Source organism: Kitasatospora sp. NPDC088391, assembly GCF_044753345.1.
GTDB lineage: Bacteria > Actinomycetota > Actinomycetes > Streptomycetales > Streptomycetaceae > Kitasatospora.
Genome location: NZ_JBIVNB010000001.1, coordinates 773,727 through 791,224, shown reverse-complemented (window position 1 = coordinate 791,224; position 17,498 = coordinate 773,727). Strand labels below are relative to the sequence as shown.

The 17,498-nt window shown below is 75.3% G+C and carries 13 protein-coding genes and 2 riboswitches; of the genes, 1 reads left to right on the top strand and 12 read right to left on the bottom strand.

The window, feature by feature from the left end; genetic code table 11:
• Window positions 1–21 precede the first annotated feature (21 nt).
• Genes ACIQBJ_RS03365 through ACIQBJ_RS03355 form a run of 3 tightly spaced genes read right to left on the bottom strand, consistent with a single transcriptional unit; the run spans window position 22 to window position 3,880 of the window.
• Window positions 22–1,878 carry a 1-deoxy-D-xylulose-5-phosphate synthase gene (locus ACIQBJ_RS03365; protein WP_400702636.1) on the bottom strand — a complete coding sequence of 619 codons (1,857 nt, stop codon included), beginning with the start codon at window positions 1,876–1,878 and terminating at the stop codon, window positions 22–24.
• Window positions 1,875–2,843: a 4-hydroxy-3-methylbut-2-enyl diphosphate reductase gene (gene ispH / locus ACIQBJ_RS03360; RefSeq protein ID WP_400702633.1), complete on the bottom strand. Its 969-nt coding sequence runs from the start codon at window positions 2,841–2,843 to the stop codon at window positions 1,875–1,877. The genes ACIQBJ_RS03365 and ispH overlap by 4 nt, the downstream gene beginning before the upstream one ends.
• Entirely contained in the window at window positions 2,840–3,880 is a 1,041-nt protein-coding gene (locus ACIQBJ_RS03355; protein WP_400702630.1) for a polyprenyl synthetase family protein, read from the bottom strand. Before ACIQBJ_RS03355 ends, ispH begins: the two co-directional genes overlap by 4 nt.
• 195 nt (window positions 3,881–4,075) lie before the next feature.
• On the opposite strand from ACIQBJ_RS03355, the gene ACIQBJ_RS03350 reads away from it, so the two are divergent.
• Complete coding sequence (locus ACIQBJ_RS03350; protein ID WP_400702627.1) at window positions 4,076–5,377, top strand: hypothetical protein; 1,302 nt, start codon at window positions 4,076–4,078, stop codon at window positions 5,375–5,377.
• Window positions 5,378–5,404: 27 nt separating this feature from the next.
• Here the strand turns inward: ACIQBJ_RS03350 and ACIQBJ_RS03345 are convergent, their stop codons facing one another.
• From ACIQBJ_RS03345 to metE, 9 genes are all read right to left on the bottom strand, one after another.
• Window positions 5,405–6,247 carry a geranyl diphosphate 2-C-methyltransferase gene (locus ACIQBJ_RS03345; RefSeq protein WP_400702624.1) on the bottom strand — a complete coding sequence of 281 codons (843 nt, stop codon included), beginning with the start codon at window positions 6,245–6,247 and terminating at the stop codon, window positions 5,405–5,407.
• 12 nt (window positions 6,248–6,259) lie between these two features.
• Complete coding sequence (locus ACIQBJ_RS03340) at window positions 6,260–7,246, bottom strand: 2-methylisoborneol synthase (protein ID WP_400702621.1); 987 nt, start codon at window positions 7,244–7,246, stop codon at window positions 6,260–6,262.
• A gap of 313 nt (window positions 7,247–7,559) precedes the next feature.
• Window positions 7,560–7,976 (bottom strand): acyl-CoA thioesterase, encoded by a 417-nt coding sequence (locus ACIQBJ_RS03335; RefSeq protein ID WP_400702618.1) that lies wholly within the window; start codon window positions 7,974–7,976, stop codon window positions 7,560–7,562.
• Window positions 7,977–8,142: 166 nt separating this feature from the next.
• A riboswitch (cobalamin riboswitch) is annotated at window positions 8,143–8,305 on the bottom strand.
• Between the two features lie 99 nt (window positions 8,306–8,404).
• A complete protein-coding gene (locus tag ACIQBJ_RS03330) occupies window positions 8,405–9,208 on the bottom strand; it encodes an ECF transporter S component (protein WP_400702615.1) in 804 nt (267 codons plus the stop codon).
• Window positions 9,205–10,848 carry an ABC transporter ATP-binding protein gene (locus ACIQBJ_RS03325; RefSeq protein WP_400702612.1) on the bottom strand — a complete coding sequence of 548 codons (1,644 nt, stop codon included), beginning with the start codon at window positions 10,846–10,848 and terminating at the stop codon, window positions 9,205–9,207. Before ACIQBJ_RS03325 ends, ACIQBJ_RS03330 begins: the two co-directional genes overlap by 4 nt.
• On the bottom strand, window positions 10,845–11,999 hold the full coding sequence (locus tag ACIQBJ_RS03320; RefSeq protein ID WP_400702609.1) for a CbiQ family ECF transporter T component: 1,155 nt from the start codon (window positions 11,997–11,999) through the stop codon (window positions 10,845–10,847). Before ACIQBJ_RS03320 ends, ACIQBJ_RS03325 begins: the two co-directional genes overlap by 4 nt.
• Window positions 11,996–12,991, bottom strand: a complete 996-nt coding sequence (locus tag ACIQBJ_RS03315; protein WP_400702606.1) for a hypothetical protein — start codon at window positions 12,989–12,991, stop codon at window positions 11,996–11,998. The genes ACIQBJ_RS03320 and ACIQBJ_RS03315 overlap by 4 nt, the downstream gene beginning before the upstream one ends.
• Window positions 12,988–14,583: a prenyltransferase/squalene oxidase repeat-containing protein gene (locus tag ACIQBJ_RS03310; RefSeq protein ID WP_400702603.1), complete on the bottom strand. Its 1,596-nt coding sequence runs from the start codon at window positions 14,581–14,583 to the stop codon at window positions 12,988–12,990. The genes ACIQBJ_RS03315 and ACIQBJ_RS03310 overlap by 4 nt, the downstream gene beginning before the upstream one ends.
• A 100-nt stretch (window positions 14,584–14,683) precedes the next feature.
• A riboswitch (cobalamin riboswitch) is annotated at window positions 14,684–14,817 on the bottom strand.
• Between the two features lie 259 nt (window positions 14,818–15,076).
• The gene (gene metE, locus ACIQBJ_RS03305; protein WP_400702600.1) at window positions 15,077–17,401 is read right to left on the bottom strand and encodes a 5-methyltetrahydropteroyltriglutamate--homocysteine S-methyltransferase; all 2,325 of its coding nucleotides are present in this window, start codon (window positions 17,399–17,401) and stop codon (window positions 15,077–15,079) included.
• Between the last annotated feature and the right edge of the window lie 97 nt (window positions 17,402–17,498).

Genomic DNA, 17,498 nt, shown 5'->3' with positions numbered 1-17,498 from the left:
AAGGTAGGAGGTGAGGGCGCGTCAGGTGAACGGGTGGGCGGGGTCGGCCCGGGCGCGGAGCACGGCGTGGACGATCTGCTCGGCGCTCAGCCCGGCCGCGGTCAGCAGCTCCGGCCGGGAGCCGTGCGGCAGGAAGCGGCCGGGCAGGCCGAGGGAGGTCACGGGCACCCGGCAGCCGCGGTCGGCGAGCGCGCGGGCGACGGCGTCCCCCACCCCGCCACTGCGGACGTTGTCCTCCACGGTGACCACCAGGCGGTGCCCGGCGGCCAGGTCGAGCAGTTCGGCCGGGACGGGCAGCACCCACCGCGGGTCCACCACCGTGGCGCCGGTTCCGGTGGAGGCGAGGTGGCGCCCCGCCTCCAGGCATGCGGCGGCGAGCGGGCCGACCGCCACCAGCAGCACCTCCGGGGTGTCCGGGCGCAGCAGCACGTCGACGGGTCCGAGGTGCCGCACGGCCGGGATGTCCGCCCCGGCGGCGGCCTTGGGGAAGCGCAGGGCGGTGGGGTGCTCCTGGTCCTCGACGGCCTCGGTGAGCAGGGTGCGCAGGGAGGACGGGTCACGGGGGACGGCGAGGCGCAGGCCGGGGACGGAGGCGAGCAGCGGAACGTCCCACATTCCGTGGTGGCTGGCCCCGTCGGGGCCGGTGATCCCGGCCCGGTCGAGCACGAAGGTGACGGGCAGCCGGTGCAGGGCGACGTCCATCAGGACCTGGTCGTAGGCGCGGTTGAGGAAGGTGGAGTAGACGGCGACCAGGGGCCGGGCGCCGGCGGTGGCCAGGCCGGCCGCGCTGGCCACGGCGTGCTGCTCGGCGATGCCGACGTCGTGGAAGCGCTCGGGGAAGCGTTCGGCGAAGCGGGACAGCCCGGTCGGGCCGGGCATCGCCGCTGTGATGGCGACCAGGTCGTCGTAGTGGCCGCCCAGTTCGGTCACGTGCTCGGAGAACACGTCGGTCCAGGTGGGCGGGGGCGGGCCGGACGCGGGACGGCCGGTGAGCGGGTCGAGGACGCCGACGGCGTGCATCTTCTCGTCCCGGTCGGCCGGCGCGGGCGGGTAGCCGCGGCCCTTGTCGGTGACGACGTGGACCACCACCGGCCGGGCCATCTCCCTGGCCCGGCGCAGCGTCGGTTCGAGTACGGCGAGGTCGTGGCCGTCGACGGGGCCGAGGTAGGCCAGGCCCAGTTGCTCGAACAGGTTGCCCCGTGCCCTGCCGTCCCGCAGCGCGGCCAGGTGGGCGGCGAGCGCGCCGGCGGTCGGGGCGTAGGAGCGGGTGTTGTCGTTGAGGACGACCACCACCGGCCGCTCGGGGGCGGCGCCGAGGTTGTTCAGCGCCTCCAGGGCGAGGCCGCCGGTGAGCGCGCCGTCGCCGACCACCGCGACGACCGCCCGGCCGTGCTCCCCGGTCAGGGCGCGGGCCTTGGCGATCCCGTCGGCGTAGGAGAGGGCGGTGGAGGCGTGGCTGTTCTCGATCATGTCGTGCGCGGACTCGGTCCGGCTCGGGTGGCCGGAGAGCCCTCCCGGCCGGCGCAGGGCGTCGAACTCGTGCTGGCGGCCGGTCAGCATCTTGTGCACGTAGGTCTGGTGGCCGGTGTCGAAGAGCAGGGTGTCGTGCGGCGACTCGAAGACCCGGTGCAGTGCGATGGTCAGCTCGACCACGCCGAGGTTGGGTCCGAGGTGGCCGCCCGCAGCGGTGACCTTCTCGATCAGCAGGGTGCGGATCTGCTCGGCCAGCAGTGCCAGGGCGCCGACCGGGAGGGCCCTCAGGTGTCCGGGGCCCGCCAGGTCCCCGAGCGGGCCGGGCACCGCCCGGTCGTCGGTGCCGGCGAGGACGGTGGGGACGGTGGGGACAGTGGGGACGGTGAGGACGGTGGGGGCGGTCATGCCCGGCCCCTCACCGGTGCGGGCGGCTGGAAGGCGACGTCCTCCACGGTGGTGGTCAACTCCTCGACGGTGACCGGGCCGTGGGCGCCGAGCGCCTCGACGACCTCGGTGACCAGGTCGGGCGGGGCGGAGGCGCCCGCCGACAGGCCGATCACCCGGACGCCGACCAGCCAGGCCGGGTCGATCCCCGAGGCGTCCTCGACCAGGTGGGCCGCGGTGCCGCCGCGGCGGACCACTTCCACCATCCGGACCGAGTTGGAGGAGTTGGCGGAGCCCACCACCAGCACCAGGTCGGCGCGGTGCGCGACCGCCTGGACGGCGAGCTGGCGGTTGGTCGTGGCGTAGCAGATGTCGTCCCCCGACGGACCCTGGAGCAGCGGGAAGCGCTCGCGCAGGGCCCCGACCACGTCGGCGGTCTCGTCCAGGGCCAGCGTGGTCTGGGTGAGGTAGGACACCCGGCCCGGATCGGGCACCTCCAAGCCGGCTGCCTGTTCAGGGGTTTCGATCAGCAGCATGCTCCCGGGCGCCTCGCCGAGGGTGCCTTCCACCTCCTCGTGGCCGGCGTGCCCGATCAGCACCACGGTGTCGCCCCGGGCGGTGAAACGGCGGGCCTCGGAGTGCACCTTGGTGACCAGCGGACAGGTGGCGTCCACCACGGTCAGGCGACGCTCCCGGGCCTGCTCGCGGACCTGCGGTGAGACGCCGTGCGCGGAGAACACCACGGTGGAGCCCTCGGGGACGGCGTCCAGCTCCTCCACGAAGACCGCGCCCCGGGCTGCCAGGCCGGCCACCACGTGGGTGTTGTGGACGATCTGCTTGCGGACGTACACCGGGGCCTCGCGGCCGGGGGCGTCCAGCAGCCGCTCCACGGCGTCGATGGCCCGCTCGACCCCGGCGCAGAAGGACCGCGGAGCGGCCAGCAGCACGGTGCGGGAGGGCAGTTCGTCGGTCGGGTGGACGCTCACAGCTTCCTCCGGGTGATCAGGGCGGACAGGGCACGCAGGTCGGTGGCGTCACCGCCGGACGGCAGCGAGCGGTCCAGCACGTCCAGGGCGGCGAGCAGGTGGGCCTCGGCCTGCCCGCGGGCCCAGCGCCGGCCGCCGGCGAGCTCCAGCAGCTCGGTGGCCCGGGTCACCTCGGCGGTGGTCAGGCAGCGGTCGACCGAGTAGAGGGCGCGGAGCCGGCGCGCCGGCTCGGTCCCCGTCTCCAGCACCGCGACCACCGGCAGCGACATCTTCCGGACGCGCAGGTCGGCGCCGACCGGCTTGCCGGTCACCGCCGGATCGCCCCAGATGCCCAGCAGGTCGTCCACCAGCTGGAAGGCCAGGCCCAGGCGGCGGCCGAACGCGTCCATCGCGCCCACCTGCCCGCCGGAGGCGTCGACGGCCAGCGCGCCCAGGGCGCAGGCGGCGCCGAGCAGTGCGCCGGTCTTGGCCTCGGCCATCTCCAGGCATTCGGCGAGGCCGACGTCGGCGCGGTGCTCGAAGGAGCAGTCCAGGTGCTGCCCTTCGCACAGCTGGGCGACCGCCGTGCCGAGCCGGCGAACCGACTCGCCGAGGGTGGGGCGGTCGTGCCGGACGAGCACCCGGGAGGTCATGGCGAGCATGGCGTCACCGGCCATGATCGCGTCCGGGACGCCGAACGCCTTCCAGGCGGTGGGGCGGTGACGCCTGGTCTCGTCCCGGTCCACCACGTCGTCGTGCACCAGGGAAAAGTTGTGGGCCAGCTCCACCGCCGCCCCGGCGGGCACCGCGTCCTCGGCCCGACCGCCCGCCGCCCGGGCGGCCGCGAGTGCCAGCGCCGGGCGCAGGGCCTTGCCGGCGCCGACCGGCGGTCCGGTGCCGTCGGCGTCCCACCAGCCCAGCTGGTAGCCGCAGATGAGCCGCATCCGGGGCGGCAGGTCCTGGAGGCAGGCCCGGAGCAGTCCGTCGGTCCGGCCGCGGGCCTGCTCCAGCAGCAGGCCGGTCCGCTGTTCGTGGTGATCGGTCGCCCTCGCGCCCATGTGCCGCCTCGCCTCCTCGTGGACCGCCCGCGCCGTTTTCCGGGGCTCTTGCAGCGACGGCTGACGGGCCGTCACAGTGTTCATTGCGCACTTGTTCCCGGCGGCACGGAACTGCCCCGCGCACCGCGGGTGTTGAAAGCCGCCGGCTGTTGAATTCGATCAGGGGGTGCCGTGAAAAATCCTCGGGTGCCGAACATGAAACTCCGTGCCCTGCTCGACGAGGCCCGGTGGACCGGCCCGGAATTCGCCCGGGCCGTCAACGCCGAAGCCCTGGAAAGCGCCCTGGTGACCCACTACGACCGCACGAACGTGGCGCACTGGCTGGCCGGCTCCAGGCCGCGCGGGCAGACCGGCCGGTTCCTCTGCCGCGCGTTGTCCCGACGCCTCGGACGGGAGGTCCGGCCCGAACACGTCGGCCTGGCCGAGCCGTCACCCGACCCCGCCACCGAGCACACCCGCGTCCGGGTGGACGAGCGACTGCGCGAGTTGGGCAAGGAGGAGAAGCTCGCGGGCCGGGACCCGCGGCGTCTTCCCTACGTCCCGGTGCCCGCCCTCCCCGATCCCGAACGGTGGCCGGGGCCCGTGCGGGGCGGCGGACGCATCGGCCTCGACCACGTGCGGTCGGCCGAGTCGATGGTCGACCTCTTCGCCCACGCCGACGCGGCCTTCGGGGGAGGAAGGGTGCGCTCGGCCCTCGCGTCGTACCTGTCCGTGAATATCGCCGAATACCTCACCTGCTCGTCCTCCCCGCACGCCGCCCGACGATTGCTGCAGGCCGCCGGGGACCTCGCCTATCTGGCCGGATTCATGGCGTTCGACGAAAACCTGCACGGCGTCGCGCAGGCGTACTTCCGGATCGCGGTGCGGCTTTCCGCGGAATCCGGCGACCCGGTCCGCCACGCGATCGCGGTGCGTCAGATGAGCATGCAGGCGCACCAGTTGAAAAACCCCCGGCTCGCCCTGCTGTTCGCGGAGGAAGCCGCCAGGAACCTCTCCGGCCTGCCGGCCGAGACGGCGGCTTTCGTCCTCGGCCAGGAAGCCCTCGCGCTCGCCGCGACGGGGGAGCGGCGGCGGGCGCTGGAGACCCTGGGACGGGCCGAGCGGCTGCTGGAAGCCGCCGACGGAGGGGGCTCCCAGCTCGGGGGGTACCACCTGGCCGCGTTCACCCACCAGCAGGCGGAGGTGCTCGCCGCGGTCGGCGACCTGCCCGCGGCCTGCGGGGCGCTGGCGGCCTCACTGCGCCTGCGCCCCTCCCAGGAGCGCCGGGCGAGGATGCTCACCACCGCCCGGCTCGCCGGGCTCCAGCTCGCCCGAGGGCGGCTGGAGCCGGCGTGCTCGACCTGGGACGGGTTCCTGGACGACTACCCCCAGGTGTCCTCGGCCCGCGGTGACGCCGCCCTCCGGGAACTGCGCCGCTCGCTGCGGACCTACCGGCGCGAGCCCGCCGCCCGCCGCCTGCTCGCCCGGGCCGGGCGCCTGTGCGCGGCCGACGCCTGACGGCGGGGCGCCCGCCCCCGCGCAGGGTCAGACGCGGTCGGCGGCGATCAGCAGGTACTGGAAACTGCCGTCCTTGTAGGAGCTGAGGAACGCCTCCTCGATGCCGGTGGTGACCGAGGAGTGGGTGCGCAGTTCCCAGTACGGGACGGTGGCCGGGGTGAGGTTCTCCACGTGCACCGGGACGAGGCGGTTGGCGGCCATCGCCGCGAAGTACTCGGAGCGGGCGTGGATGTTGCACTCGTAGTGCGCGTTGATGGTGGAGACCGCCTTGGACGGCTGCCCGTACACGTCGTTGTAGCAGCCGGTGACGGTCACGTAGCGGCCGCCGCGGGCGAGGAGCCGGGAGTGGGCGGCGAACAGGTCCTTCAGGTCGACGTACATGGTCGACTCGTTGTTCCAGACCGCCTGGTAGGCGCCGGGGTCGAAGCCGGTCTCCAGCATGTTCCCCACGTGGTAGGCGACCTTGTCGTCGATGCCCAGCTCGCGGGCCCGGCGGTTGGCGAAGTCGACCTGCTTGGAGGAGAGCGAGATGCCGTCGGCGTGGCAGCCGAAGGCCTGGTGGGCCAGGACCGAGGTGCCGCCGCGGCCGCAGCCGGCGTCCAGGATCCGCTGCTGGGGCCTGACCGCGCCGAGGTGCTTGATGAGCAGGTGGGCCTGGGCGGTCTCCAGGCGGTGCATCTCGTTGATGATCGCCTGGTCCCGGTCGGGCTCCGCCGCCTCCAGGACCGACCAGTCGACGTCCCCGACGCCGTAGTGGTGGTGGTAGAGGCCGTCGACGTCGCCCAGACGCAGGTTGACGGGACGTTCCTCGGCGTTCCAGTAGTCGGCGATGTCCTGCTGGTAGCGACTGTGGGAGGCAACGGTGCTCATGGGGCGTTCCCTTCAGCTCCAGAAGTCGGGGAGGGTGTAGCGGCCGGTGTTGGTCCGGTGCCAGTGGTGGTTGCCGAGCACCCAGGCGGTGAGGCCGCCCAGGAACCGGTCGAGCGAGTGGTGGCGGCCGCGCAGGCGGCCCGCGGCGTCCTCGAAGGCGCGCATGAGGTCGTTGTGCACCTGCACCGCCCCGAGGTAGGCGCCGCGGTGGTCGCCGGTCCCGGCCGCCAGGACGATCGGCAGGTTGAGGTGCGGGTGCCGCATGTCCAGCTCTTTGGTGTAGGAGTAGAGGTCGTTGACGATGGTGGTGGCGTTGCAGGCCAGCGCCACGGCCTCCTGGACCTCGGGGAGGGCGTAGAGCTCGGCGGCCAGTTCGTAGCCGGCGACGGCGTCGGTGATCGTCAGGCAGGGGCGGAAGTTGTTGAACTGGCGCATGGTCAGGTACTCCCACGCCGCGGGGACCCGCCCGTCGAGCTTCCAGGTCGCCTCGGCCAGGTAACCCAGGTGCAGGCGGGCCATGTCGTGCCGGAACCGGTCCGCCTGGGCGGGGGTGGCGATCGCCTCGAAGTCCCGCACGGCGGTGCGGTAGCTGCGCAGCGCCTCGTCGCCCTGGACGCCCCGCTCCCAGTCGCCCTGGTACGGGCCGGTCAGGTGGGCCGGGTCCAGGGCGGACTGGGCGATCACCAGTCGCGCTCCCAGACCCTCCGGGGAACCGCCGAAGTCCTCGACGTAGCAGTCGTCGACGACGTTCTCGGCGGCCAGCAGCTCCGCCGCGGCCATCAGGTGGTCGATGCTCGCGTGGTCCGGGTACTGCAACGCCACCGCCCGGCCGACCGCGAACCCGATCAGTCCCTCCTGCCACTGCGGCGGGCAGACGTCCTCCTTCCTCACCCACGCCGCGATCCGGGCGTCCACTTCGGCCACCAGGGCGGCGTCGGGTTCGGCGACGGGCGGGCAGTAGAGCCCGGGGATCGGGTCCCCGGGGCGTGGCACTGTCACCTGGACTCCTCGAGCGTGCTGCGTGTCGCGACGACACCGGCCACCGGCATCGCCCCGGACGAGCCGCGAGCGGGGCGAGCCGCGAGAAGGGGGTGCCGTGCCTGAGCCGACGGAGAGGGCGACCGGGTCCTTCGGCTTCTTCGGAGAGCGGGCCGCCGTGCATCCAGTACCTCACCCCGCGCCGGGTCCCGGCCCCGCGGAACGACCGACGAATCGTTGAAAGTACGCGGTCGTTGAACCCCCGCCCCCTTCTCCGCGGCCCCGCGAGGGGGCTCCCGGCCTCCGGTCCGGCACGACCGCACACCCGGCCGGGTCAGCCGCCGGGGCGCAGGGCCGGGACGGGGTGCGGGCGGCTGTCGGGGCCGATCGCGACGAAGACCAGCCGGGCCGTGGCGACGTCGGTGACCGGGCCGGTGAGGTTCCAGCGTTCCGAGGTCACGGCCACCGAGACGTGCATGGAGGTGCGGCCGGCGCGTTCGACCCGGGCGTGGACGGTGAGCAGGTCGCCGGCCCGGACGGGGGCGAGGAAGGACATCCCCTCGACGGAGGCGGTGACCGCGGGGACGCCCGCGTGGCGGCCGGCGGCCGCGGCGGCCGCGTCGTCGATCAGCTTCATCACCACGCCGCCGTGCACCGTCCCGTAGAGGTTGGTGTCGTGCTCGCTCATGATGTGGGCGAGCGTGACGGCGGACTCGGCCGAGGTGCGGGCGGGGGCGGGAGTGGTCGTCATCGGACGGTCCCCCCGGGTCGGGCGGCGTGCTCCACGGAACTCTCCTTCGCGAGTTCACGGACCCGGGTGCGCGGACGGGAACGGCCGGGCCGGCGCGGCCCGTCGTCGCCGTCGCCCGCCCTCGGGGTCGCGGTGAGACCGCGGACCACCGCGGTCCGCGGGCAGCGGCAGGTCTTCGGACTCGCGGGCACGGCCCCCTCGAAGGGGGCCACCTACTGGCCGTCGCTTCCCGGGGCCGGGCCCCAGTGCCTGTGACGGCGGTCGTTCCCGCTCACCGCTGCGGGGCAGTCCCGGATTCCCACCGGGTTCCCTCTTACGACGCGTCCGCCCGGAACGGGCGGGGCGAACCAGCTGCAATCGCCACTTTACGTGCACCCCGGCACTCCCCGGCGCGCGGGGTGTGCCGGGTCCCGGCAGGCCGGGACGGTCTACCGGGGTGCGGCGGAGAAGCGCACCGGCGCCTCGAAGGCGGCGCGGCGGGCGGCGCGGCGGAAGACGGCGAGCACGGCCGGGCCCGCGATCAGGACGGCCAGGCCGGTGGTGACGGCCCGTCCGGTGTCCCAGCCGAGCGAGGTGGCCAGGTCGAACAGCAGGTAGCGGTGCCACTGCTCGGTGAACGGCAGGCCGGGCAGGTAGGCGATCGAGCTGTGCGGGTCGAGCGAGAACGGCCAGAACGACAGGTTGAGCAGGAAGCCGAACAGGTAGCCGGACAGCGCCCCGTACCCGGCCAGCATCAGCACCTCGGCCCGGCCGCCCAGCCGGGGCAGCAGGCCCGCGACCAGGCCGACGAACGCGCAGCCGAACATCTGGTACGGCATCCACGGGCCGACGCCGCCGGTCAGCAGCGCGGACGCGAACAGGGAGGTGCAGCCGAGGGTGAAGCCGAAGCCGGGGCCGAAGACCCGGCCGGCCAGGACGAGCAGGAAGAAGACGGTCTCCACCCCGGCCGTCCCGGCCCCGAGCGGGCGCAGGCCGGCGTTGACGGCCGAGAGCACGCCCAGCATGGCCAGCGCCTTCGCGTCGATGCCGCCCGAGGCGATCTCCGAGACCACCACCGCCAGGATCAGCACCAGCAGCGCGCCGAAGATCAGCGGCGGCGCGTACGCGGACCCGAACCGGCCCGGCGCCACGACGAACGGCCAGGTGAAGGCGGTCAGCCCGGCGAACGCGGCGCACGCGATCACGGCCCGGGCCCTCGGCGGGACGCGGACGGCCCGGGCGTCGGCGGTCATCGGCCGGCCTCCGGTTCCGGCGCGTGGGCCGGTCCGGCGAGGGCGGCGGCGACCTGGCCGACCGTCAGCCAGGGCAGCGGGGCGAGGACCTTGGCGGTCTGCGGGGCGAACACCGGCGAGGCGGTGATCACGGCCGGGGTCGGGCCGTCCGCGACGACCTCGCCCTCGGCCAGCACCACCACCCGGTCCGCGGCGGCGGCCGCGAACTCGACGTCGTGGGTGGCCACGACCACGGCCCGGCCCTCCGCGGCCAGCCGGTCGACGATCCCGGTCAGAGCCTCCTTGGCGGGGTAGTCCAGGCCCCGGGTGGGCTCGTCCAGCAGGACGACGGGCGGGGCGGCGGCGAGCTGGACGGCCAGCACGAGGGCCAGCTGCTGGCCCTCCGACAGGTCGCGCGGGTGCAGCCGCCCCGGGATGCCGGGGGCGAGGACGTCGAGCAGGACGCGGGCGCCGCGCCCCGGAGCGGGGTCCGACTCCCGGTCGGCCTGGGCGAGTTCGGCGTCCACGGTGGCCAGGTAGAGCAGGTCGGACGGGGTCTGCGGGACCAGCCCGACCAGCCGCCGCGCCTCCGCGGCCGACACCCGCTTCGGGTCCCGCCCGCCCACCAGCACGCTGCCGCCCTGCCGGGCGCCCGAGCCCTGCAACGCCCACAGCAGCGAGGACTTCCCGGACCCGTTGCGCCCCATCAGCGCGGTCACCTGGCCCGCCCGCAGGTCGAGCGACACCTCCCGGACGGCGACCTGCCGCCCGTGCCGGACCACGACCCGCTCCGCGCGCAGCAGTCGTTCGCTCCGGCCGCGGGAGGCGCGCACCGGCGGCGCCGGACGCGCGGCCAGGCGTGTGCGCAGCGGCCCGGCGGCCCGGCGGGCGTCGCGCACCGACAGCGGCAGCGGCCGCCACCCGGCCAGCCGGCCCAGCTCGACCACCGGCGGCGCGATCGCGGTGGCGGCGAACAGCTCGGCGGGCGGCCCGTACCGGACGGTGCCGTCACCGGGCAGGTACGCGACGCTGTCCGCGTACTGCACCACCCGCTCCAGCCGGTGCTCGGCCAGCAGCACGGTCACGCCCAGGTCGTGCACCAGCCGGGTGACGGCGGCCAGCACCTCCTCGGCTGCCGTCGGGTCGAGCGCGGAGGTCGGCTCGTCCAGCACCAGGACGCGCGGGTGCGCGGTCAGCACCGAGCCGATCGCCACCCGCTGCTGCTGGCCGCCGGACAGCTCGTGCAGCGCCCGGTGCCGCAGGTCGGCCAGGCCCAGCAGGTCGAGGGTCTCCTCGACGCGCTTGCGCATCACCTCCGGCGGGACGGCCAACTGCTCCATCGCGTAGGCGAGTTCCTCCTCCACCGTGTCGGTGGTGAACCCGGCGAGCGGGTCCTGCCCCACCACGCCCACCACGTCGGCCAGTTCGCGCGGCGGATGGTGCGCGGTGTCCCGGCCGTCGACCGTGACCCGGCCGTGCAGGGTGCCGCCGGTGAAGTGCGGCACCAGGCCGTTCACCGCGCCCAGCAGCGTCGACTTGCCGGCGCCGGTCCGGCCCACCACCAGGCACAACTCGCCCTCCGGGATCGTCAGTCCGACATCCCGCAGGACCGGCTCGGACGCGCCGTGGTACACCACGGAGACCTGGTCGAAACGGATCACTCGGACACCTCGGAGAGTTCGCGGTCAAGGCGGGGGCGCGGGGACGGCACGGACGCCGCCACCGGAGGGCGGCCCGGCGGCGGGGCCAGCACGCCCGCCGCCCCCGCCAGCAGCAGGGCCAGTGCCGGGACGAGCGGCAGGGACGGCCAACCCAGCGGGTACAGCGAGGGGTTGAGGGCCGTCGCGTCGTAGCCCACCGACCCGCACAGCAGGACGGCGGCGGCGAGGCCGCAGCCCGCCACCCCCCACTCGGCGCCCCGCCACGGGTCCGGCCGGTAGGTGGTGCGCCGCACCCGGCGCCCGCCCAGCGCCAGGCCCGCCACGCACAGCGCCGACCCGGCCGCCAGCGCGGGCAGGCCCAGCCAGGCCGGGGCCGTCCCGTCCAGCAGCCCGTACAGGCCGGTGCACAGGCCCGCCATGCCCGCCAGCAGCAGGACGCCGGTCAGCCTGCGGGAGGCCCCGGTCGCGGCGCCGGACCGGCCGTAGCCGCGCGAGTCCATCGCCGCCGCCAGGTGCAGCGAACGGTCCAGCGCGTCGCTCAGCACCGGCACCACGATCCCGCGCAGCGCGTGCAGGCCCTTCGCCCGACCGGCCCGCAACCTCCGGGCCCGGCCGACCCGTTGGACGCTCGCCACCAGCTGCGGGGCGACGCTCAGCGCCACCGTCACCGCCACCCCCAGCTCGTACAGCGCCCCCGGCAGCACCCGCAGCGCCCGCTTCGGGTTGGCCAGCGTGTTGGCCGCGCCGACGCAGCACATCAGACAGGCCAGCCGCAGCCCGTCCACCGCCGAGGACAGCACCGCCTCCAGCGACACCGGCCCGCCGATCGAGATCCCCGCGTACCAGGCGGGCGTCGGCAGGTGCGGCAGGGTCAGCAGCACGTGGTCGTCCGGCGTCACCCCGGTGGCGAACACGCACCGGAACAGCACCCGGACCGCCACGATCGTCAACGCCAGCCACAGGTAGTACGTGAAGCCGCGCGCCCACGGGGCCTCGGTGCGCCGCGCGGTCACCACGAAGCCCAGCACCGCCAGGACCAGCAGGAGCAGCAGCGGGTTGGTGGTCCGGGACGCCGCCGTGCCCACCGCCAGCGCCCACGCCCACCAGGCCAGCGGATGCAGGTCGCGCGGGACGCGCCGGTCGCCGCTCACTCGCGGTCCGCCCGGTGGCGGCGGCGCACCGCCACCACCGCCGTCGCGGTGCCCAGCGCGGCCACCAGCACCACGCCCGTCACCACCGGGGCGATCGAACCGGAGGAGGAGCGCGGGGCGTCCGCGAGCGGCGCGGCGTCCACCGAGGCGGAGGAGGAGCCGCTCGCGGCGGGGGACGGGGCGTCGGACGGGGACGCCTCCGGCCCCGGGGTGTCGGAAGCGGCGGCCGGGGCGCTGTCCGACGGCTCCGGAGCGGTTCCGGCGGGCGGCGGATCACTCGAACTCCCGCCGCCGGTGGTGCCGTTGCCCGTCCGGGGCGTCGGAGCGGAGGGCCTTCCGCCTCCGCCCGTGCTCCCGGCGGTGCCGCCCCCGCCAGTGCCGCCACCGGACGAACCGCCCGTGCCGCCTCCGTTCGTGCCGCCGGAACTCGACCTGTCCGCATCGGAGTCGAGGGCGCGCACCGAGTCCGGCGAGAAGGACGGGCCGCCCCGGGAGCCGCCGATGTCGGTCTCGCCGAACACCCAGGCGTCGACGCTCCCCGGCAGCGGGTGGTAGCTCATCGCGCCCAACCGGCTGTAGGACCAGGTGTGCTGGCCCGGATCGGCGTGCCAGTACGACCAGTAGGTGGTGGCCGGCGGGGTCAGCACGCACTTCTCCTGCTCGGGCGGCGGGAACTGCTTGCCGCCCTGGTAGCCGCTGTACCCGATCCGGCAGATGAAGCCGGGGCCGTCGTGCTGGGTGCCGGTGGTCTTCCAGCCGCCCTGGTTGAGGAGTTGGTAGCCGGTGGTGGGCGTGCTGCCGCAGGCGCGCAGCACCGGTCCGCCCCAGCGGCCGAAGTCGATCGCCAGTACCACGTTCCGGCTGGTCGTGCACTGGTCCATCGGGAGCGCCTCCGCGTGCGCGGACGACGGGGCGAGGCCGCCGAGCGCCACCGCGAGGACCGCCCCCGCCGCCGCGCCCAGCCGGGCCGGACGGGCGAGCCGCCCGCTCACCGCTCGCCCCCGTCGGCCTTCGTCCGCCGCCGGACGGCGACCAGCACCGCACCGCCGGCCACGGTCAACAGCACGCCGGGAAGGACGAGTTCGAGGGCGTCGGTGCCGGTGGACGCCAGCCCGCCCGCGGAGGGGCCGCTGCCCGTGCCGGGGGAGTCGCCCTGCGAGGGCGTGGACGCGGACGGCGACGGGGAGTCCGACGGGGACGGGGAGCCGGAAGCGGACGGCGGCGCGGACGGGGAGTCCGACGGGGATGCGGACGGGGACGGGGATGCGGAGCCGGATGCGGACGGGGAGCCGGATGCGGACGGGGACGGGGAGCCGGAAGCGGACGGCGACGGCGAGGGCGAGGGCGAGCCGCTGGGCTCCGGGGTGCCGGTGCCCCCGTCCAACCGGTGGCTGAGCGTGCCGAAGGAGCGGCCGGTCACCCCGCCCGCGGCCTGGGCGGCGGCGCGCACGTCGGAGGTGCGCGGGCCGTCGGCGGCGACGGCGAATCCGCCGTCCGGGTTCTGCTGCCCGGCCAGGAACTCGGCGGCCCGGGCGATCCGGGCCGCGTACGTGCCCTGGCGCAGGCTCAGGCACTGGACGGCGAGGGCGGCGGAGTTGACCGAGTTGCCCGCCGAGCCGGGGAAGCCGCCGTCCGGCAGCTGCCGGTCGGCCAGCCAGCCGAGGGCCCGCTCGACGGCCTGCCTGCTCCCCTGGTCGGGCAGCAGGTCGAGGGCCATCGCCGCGATCGCGGTGGAGTCCACGTCCGGCGTGTGGGAGTCGGGGATCAGGCTGGGCCAGGAGCCGTCCGCGTTCTGCAGCCCGCGCAGGTAGGCGATCGCGGGCCCGGCCTGCTCGGCGTGCCCGGCCCGGACCTGGGCGATCACGGCCAGGGACTGGGCGAACACCGACTGCGCCCACTGGTGGTTGCCGGGCCCGTCGCAGCCCGCGTCCGCGTCCGCGTGGTCGCAGACCGTCCCGTCGAGGGCGGCGATCAGGTCGTGCCCGCCGAAGTTCCGCGGGTCGCGGCCGAGGACCTCGGCGAGCAGCGCCTCCTTGCCGATCGAGCCGCCGCCCGCCCACTCGGTGCCGATCGCCGTCCAGTCGTCGACGGACCGGTCGGAGCGGTCCTTGCCCCGCTGGTCCAGGAAGTCGGCGATCCGGCGCAGCGCCGCGTCGTCGGTGCCGGTGGCGGCCAGCGCGAACGCGGTGTCGATGGTCAGGCCGAAGTCGGCGAAGTCGGGGAAGCCCTCGTAGTAGTGGCCGTCGACCAGGCGGGCGGGGTCGGTGAGGTAGCCGCCGGCCCTGGCCAGGTCGGGGGTGCGGGCGGCCCGGGTGCTCGGGTCCGAACTCGCGGACGGGATCGGGTCGTCGCCGCAGGGCTCGGCGGCCGGGGCCGGGACCGGGGTACCGGTGGCGGTCCGGCAGAAGAGGCCCGGTCCGTCGTGCAGCAGGTCGATGCCGGTGGCGCTCGCCGGGCCCGGGCGCCCGAGCAGCAGGGTGCCGGTGGTGGCGGCCGCGACGAGCGTGGCGAGCAGGACGGCGGCCGGGCGGCGGCCGCGACCTCTGGACGGGTGCGTGCTGGTGCTGCTGTGACTGACCCTCACCGGTGACTCCCTGATCGGGTCGCGGCGGGGTGTGACGGGGCAGCGGACGGCGGACGAGCCCCCGTACCGACTGCGTCGTAGTCCGCGACGACGCATGTGGTGCTGACGAACCCTCGCGGCCAGGCATTCCGGCTCCCCCACCGGGCGGGCGGGGTCACGGTTGCGGGTCAGCGCCGGAATCGCACCGGCTTCCCCTGGCTGTCGAGGTGGAAAACCCGCTCATCAGACCATGGTGGCTGAGGGTGCGTCAACGTGGCCGCCCACCGGGCAGGCCGCACCCCGAGCAGCTCGAAGCATGCGCAACTGGTCAACACGACAAGGGAGTTGGTTGCCGGGGCGGACCATGGCGGCAGGGCGGTGTCGGGTACGTCACCTGCCGGCCGCGCGCCACCGGTGCGAGCCGCCCGCCCGATCCGGGCCGCCGCCGCCCCCGACCGCTCCGGCCGGTCCGGGCGGGCGGGCGGTGTGCCCGCCTGCCCGGACCGGTGCCGTGTCAGTCGATCCGCCGGTCCCGCAGTTCCGCGCGCAGGGTGCGGGCGGCGGCGACCAGGCTGTCGATCGAGGCCCGGGTCTCCGGCCAGCCGCGGGTCTTCAACCCGCAGTCGGGGTTGACCCACAGGCGTTCGGCCGGGATCGCCGCCAGCCCGGCCCGCAGCAGGCGCAGCGCCTCCTCGGTGCTCGGCACGCGCGGGGAGTGGATGTCCCACACGCCCGGGCCGACCTCGGCGAGGTAGCCGGCGTCGCCGAGTTCCCGGGCGATCCGCATGTGCGAGCGGGCGGCCTCCAGCGAGATCACGTCCGCGTCCAACTCCTCGATGGCGTGCAGGATGTCGCCGAACTCGGCGTAGCACATGTGGGTGTGCACCTGGGTGTCGGCGCGGACCCCGGAGGTGGTGAGCCGGAACGCGTCGGTCGCCCAGTCGAGGTACGCGGGCCACCCGGCGCGGCGCAGCGGCAGCGTCTCGCGCAGCGCGGGCTCGTCGACCTGGATCACGGCGGCGCCCGCCGCCTCCAGGTCGACGACCTCGTCGCGCAGGGCGAGCGCGACCTGCCGGGCGGTGTCGGCGAGCGGCAGGTCGTCGCGGACGAACGACCAGGCCAGCATGGTGACCGGGCCGGTCAGCATGCCCTTGACCGGGCGGTCGGTGAGGCCCTGCGCGTAGGCGAACCAGTCGACGGTCATCGGCTCCGGACGGGAGATGTCGCCCGCCAGCACCGGCGGCCGCACGTACCGGGTGCCGTAGGACTGCACCCAGCCGTGCCGGGTCGCCAGGTAGCCGGTCAGCTGCTCGGCGAAGTACTGCACCATGTCGTTGCGCTCGGGCTCGCCGTGCACCAGCACGTCCAGCCCGGCCCGCTCCTGGTACGCGACCACCTCGCGGACCTCGGCCTCCATCCGCTTGCGGTAGTCCGCCGCGTCCAGTCGTCCCGCGTTCAACTCGGCCCGGGCGGTGCGCAGTTCGCCGGTCTGTGGGAAGGAGCCGATGGTGGTGGCGGGCAGCAGCGGCAGCTGCAGCCGGGCCCGCTGCGCCGCGGCCCGGACGGCGTACTCGGCGCCCCTGCGGGTGTCGGCGTCGGTGACGGCGGCGGCCCGGGCCCGGACGGCCGGGTCGCGGGTGATCGGGGAGGCGGCGCGGGAGGCCAGGTCGGCCCGGTTGGCGGCGAGTGGGGCGGCGATCGCGGGCGAGCCCTCGCGCAGGGCCCGGGCCAGCAGCGCCGTCTCGGCGGCCTTCTGCCGGGCGAACGCCAGCCAGCGGCCGATCTGCGGGTCGACGTCCCGTTCCGCGGCGGTGTCCAGCGGCACGTGCAGCAGCGAGCAGGACGGGGCGACGTCCACCGTGCCGGCCAGGCCGAGCAGGGTGCCGAGCGTGGTCAGCGAGGCGCCCAGGTCGTTGATCCACACGTTGCGGCCGTCGACCACGCCCGCGACCAGCCGCTTGCCGGGCAGGCCGCCGACGGCCGCCAGGTCGGTCAGGTTCCCGGCCGCCGGGCCGGTGAAGTCCAGCGCCAGGCCGTCCACCGGGGCCTTGGAGAGCGTGATCAGCGCCTCGCCGAGGCGCTCGAAGTACGAGGCGACCAGCAGCTTCGGACGGTCCGTCAGCGCGCCCAGCGCGCGGTAGGCGCGGGCGGTGGCGTTCAGCTCGGCCGGGGTGCGGTCCTGGACGAGCGCGGGTTCGTCCAACTGCACCCACTCGGCGCCCGCCGCCCGCAGGTCGGCCAGCAGTTCGGCGTACACCGGCAGCAGCCGGTCCAGCAGGGTCAGCGGCTCGAAGTCGGCGGGCCCGTCGGGCGCGGGCTTGGCGAGCAGCAGGTAGGTGACCGGGCCGAGCAGCACCGGGCGGGCCCGGTAGCCCTGGCCGAGCGCCTCGCGCAGCTCGCCGACCTGCTTCGCGGAGTGCGCGGAGAACACCGTGTCCGGCCCCAACTCCGGTACGAGGTAGTGGTAGTTGGTGTCGAACCACTTGGTCATCTCCAGCGGCGGCGCCTGCTGGGTGCCGCGCGCCATCGCGAAGTAGCCGTCCAGCGGGTCGGCGTCGAACGCCGCCCGGTGCCGGGGCGGGACCGCGCCGAGCGCGACCGTGGTGTCCAGCACGTGGTCGTACAGCGAGAAGTCGCCGGTGGGGACTTCGGTGATCCCGGCGCCGGCCAGCTGCCGCCAGTTGGCGCAGCGCAGTTCGGCGGCGGTGGAGCGGAGCGCGTCGGCGGTGACGGCGCCCTTCCAGTAGCCCTCGACCGCCTTCTTCAACTCCCGGTTCCCGCCCTGGCGGGGGTATCCGTGGACGGTGGCGACGGCCGCGGCTGCGGACTTCGTGGTCAAGGGACTCTCCTTCGCGAGTCTGTCTCCTCAAGCACCCGGGACGGGGCGAGGACGCGAAGGTGCGCGGAACCGGCCGGACGCCGCAACGGCTCCGCCG

Coding starts and splice junctions, on each gene's coding strand:
- ACIQBJ_RS03365 (WP_400702636.1), bottom strand. CDS start 1,878: ATGACCGCCCCCACCGTCCTCACCGTCCCCACTGTCCCCACCGTCCCC.
- ACIQBJ_RS03355 (WP_400702630.1), bottom strand. CDS start 3,880: ATGGGCGCGAGGGCGACCGATCACCACGAACAGCGGACCGGCCTGCTG.
- ACIQBJ_RS03350 (WP_400702627.1), top strand. CDS start 4,076: ATGAAACTCCGTGCCCTGCTCGACGAGGCCCGGTGGACCGGCCCGGAA.
- ACIQBJ_RS03345 (WP_400702624.1), bottom strand. CDS start 6,247: ATGAGCACCGTTGCCTCCCACAGTCGCTACCAGCAGGACATCGCCGAC.
- ACIQBJ_RS03335 (WP_400702618.1), bottom strand. CDS start 7,976: ATGACGACCACTCCCGCCCCCGCCCGCACCTCGGCCGAGTCCGCCGTC.
- ACIQBJ_RS03330 (WP_400702615.1), bottom strand. CDS start 9,208: ATGACCGCCGACGCCCGGGCCGTCCGCGTCCCGCCGAGGGCCCGGGCC.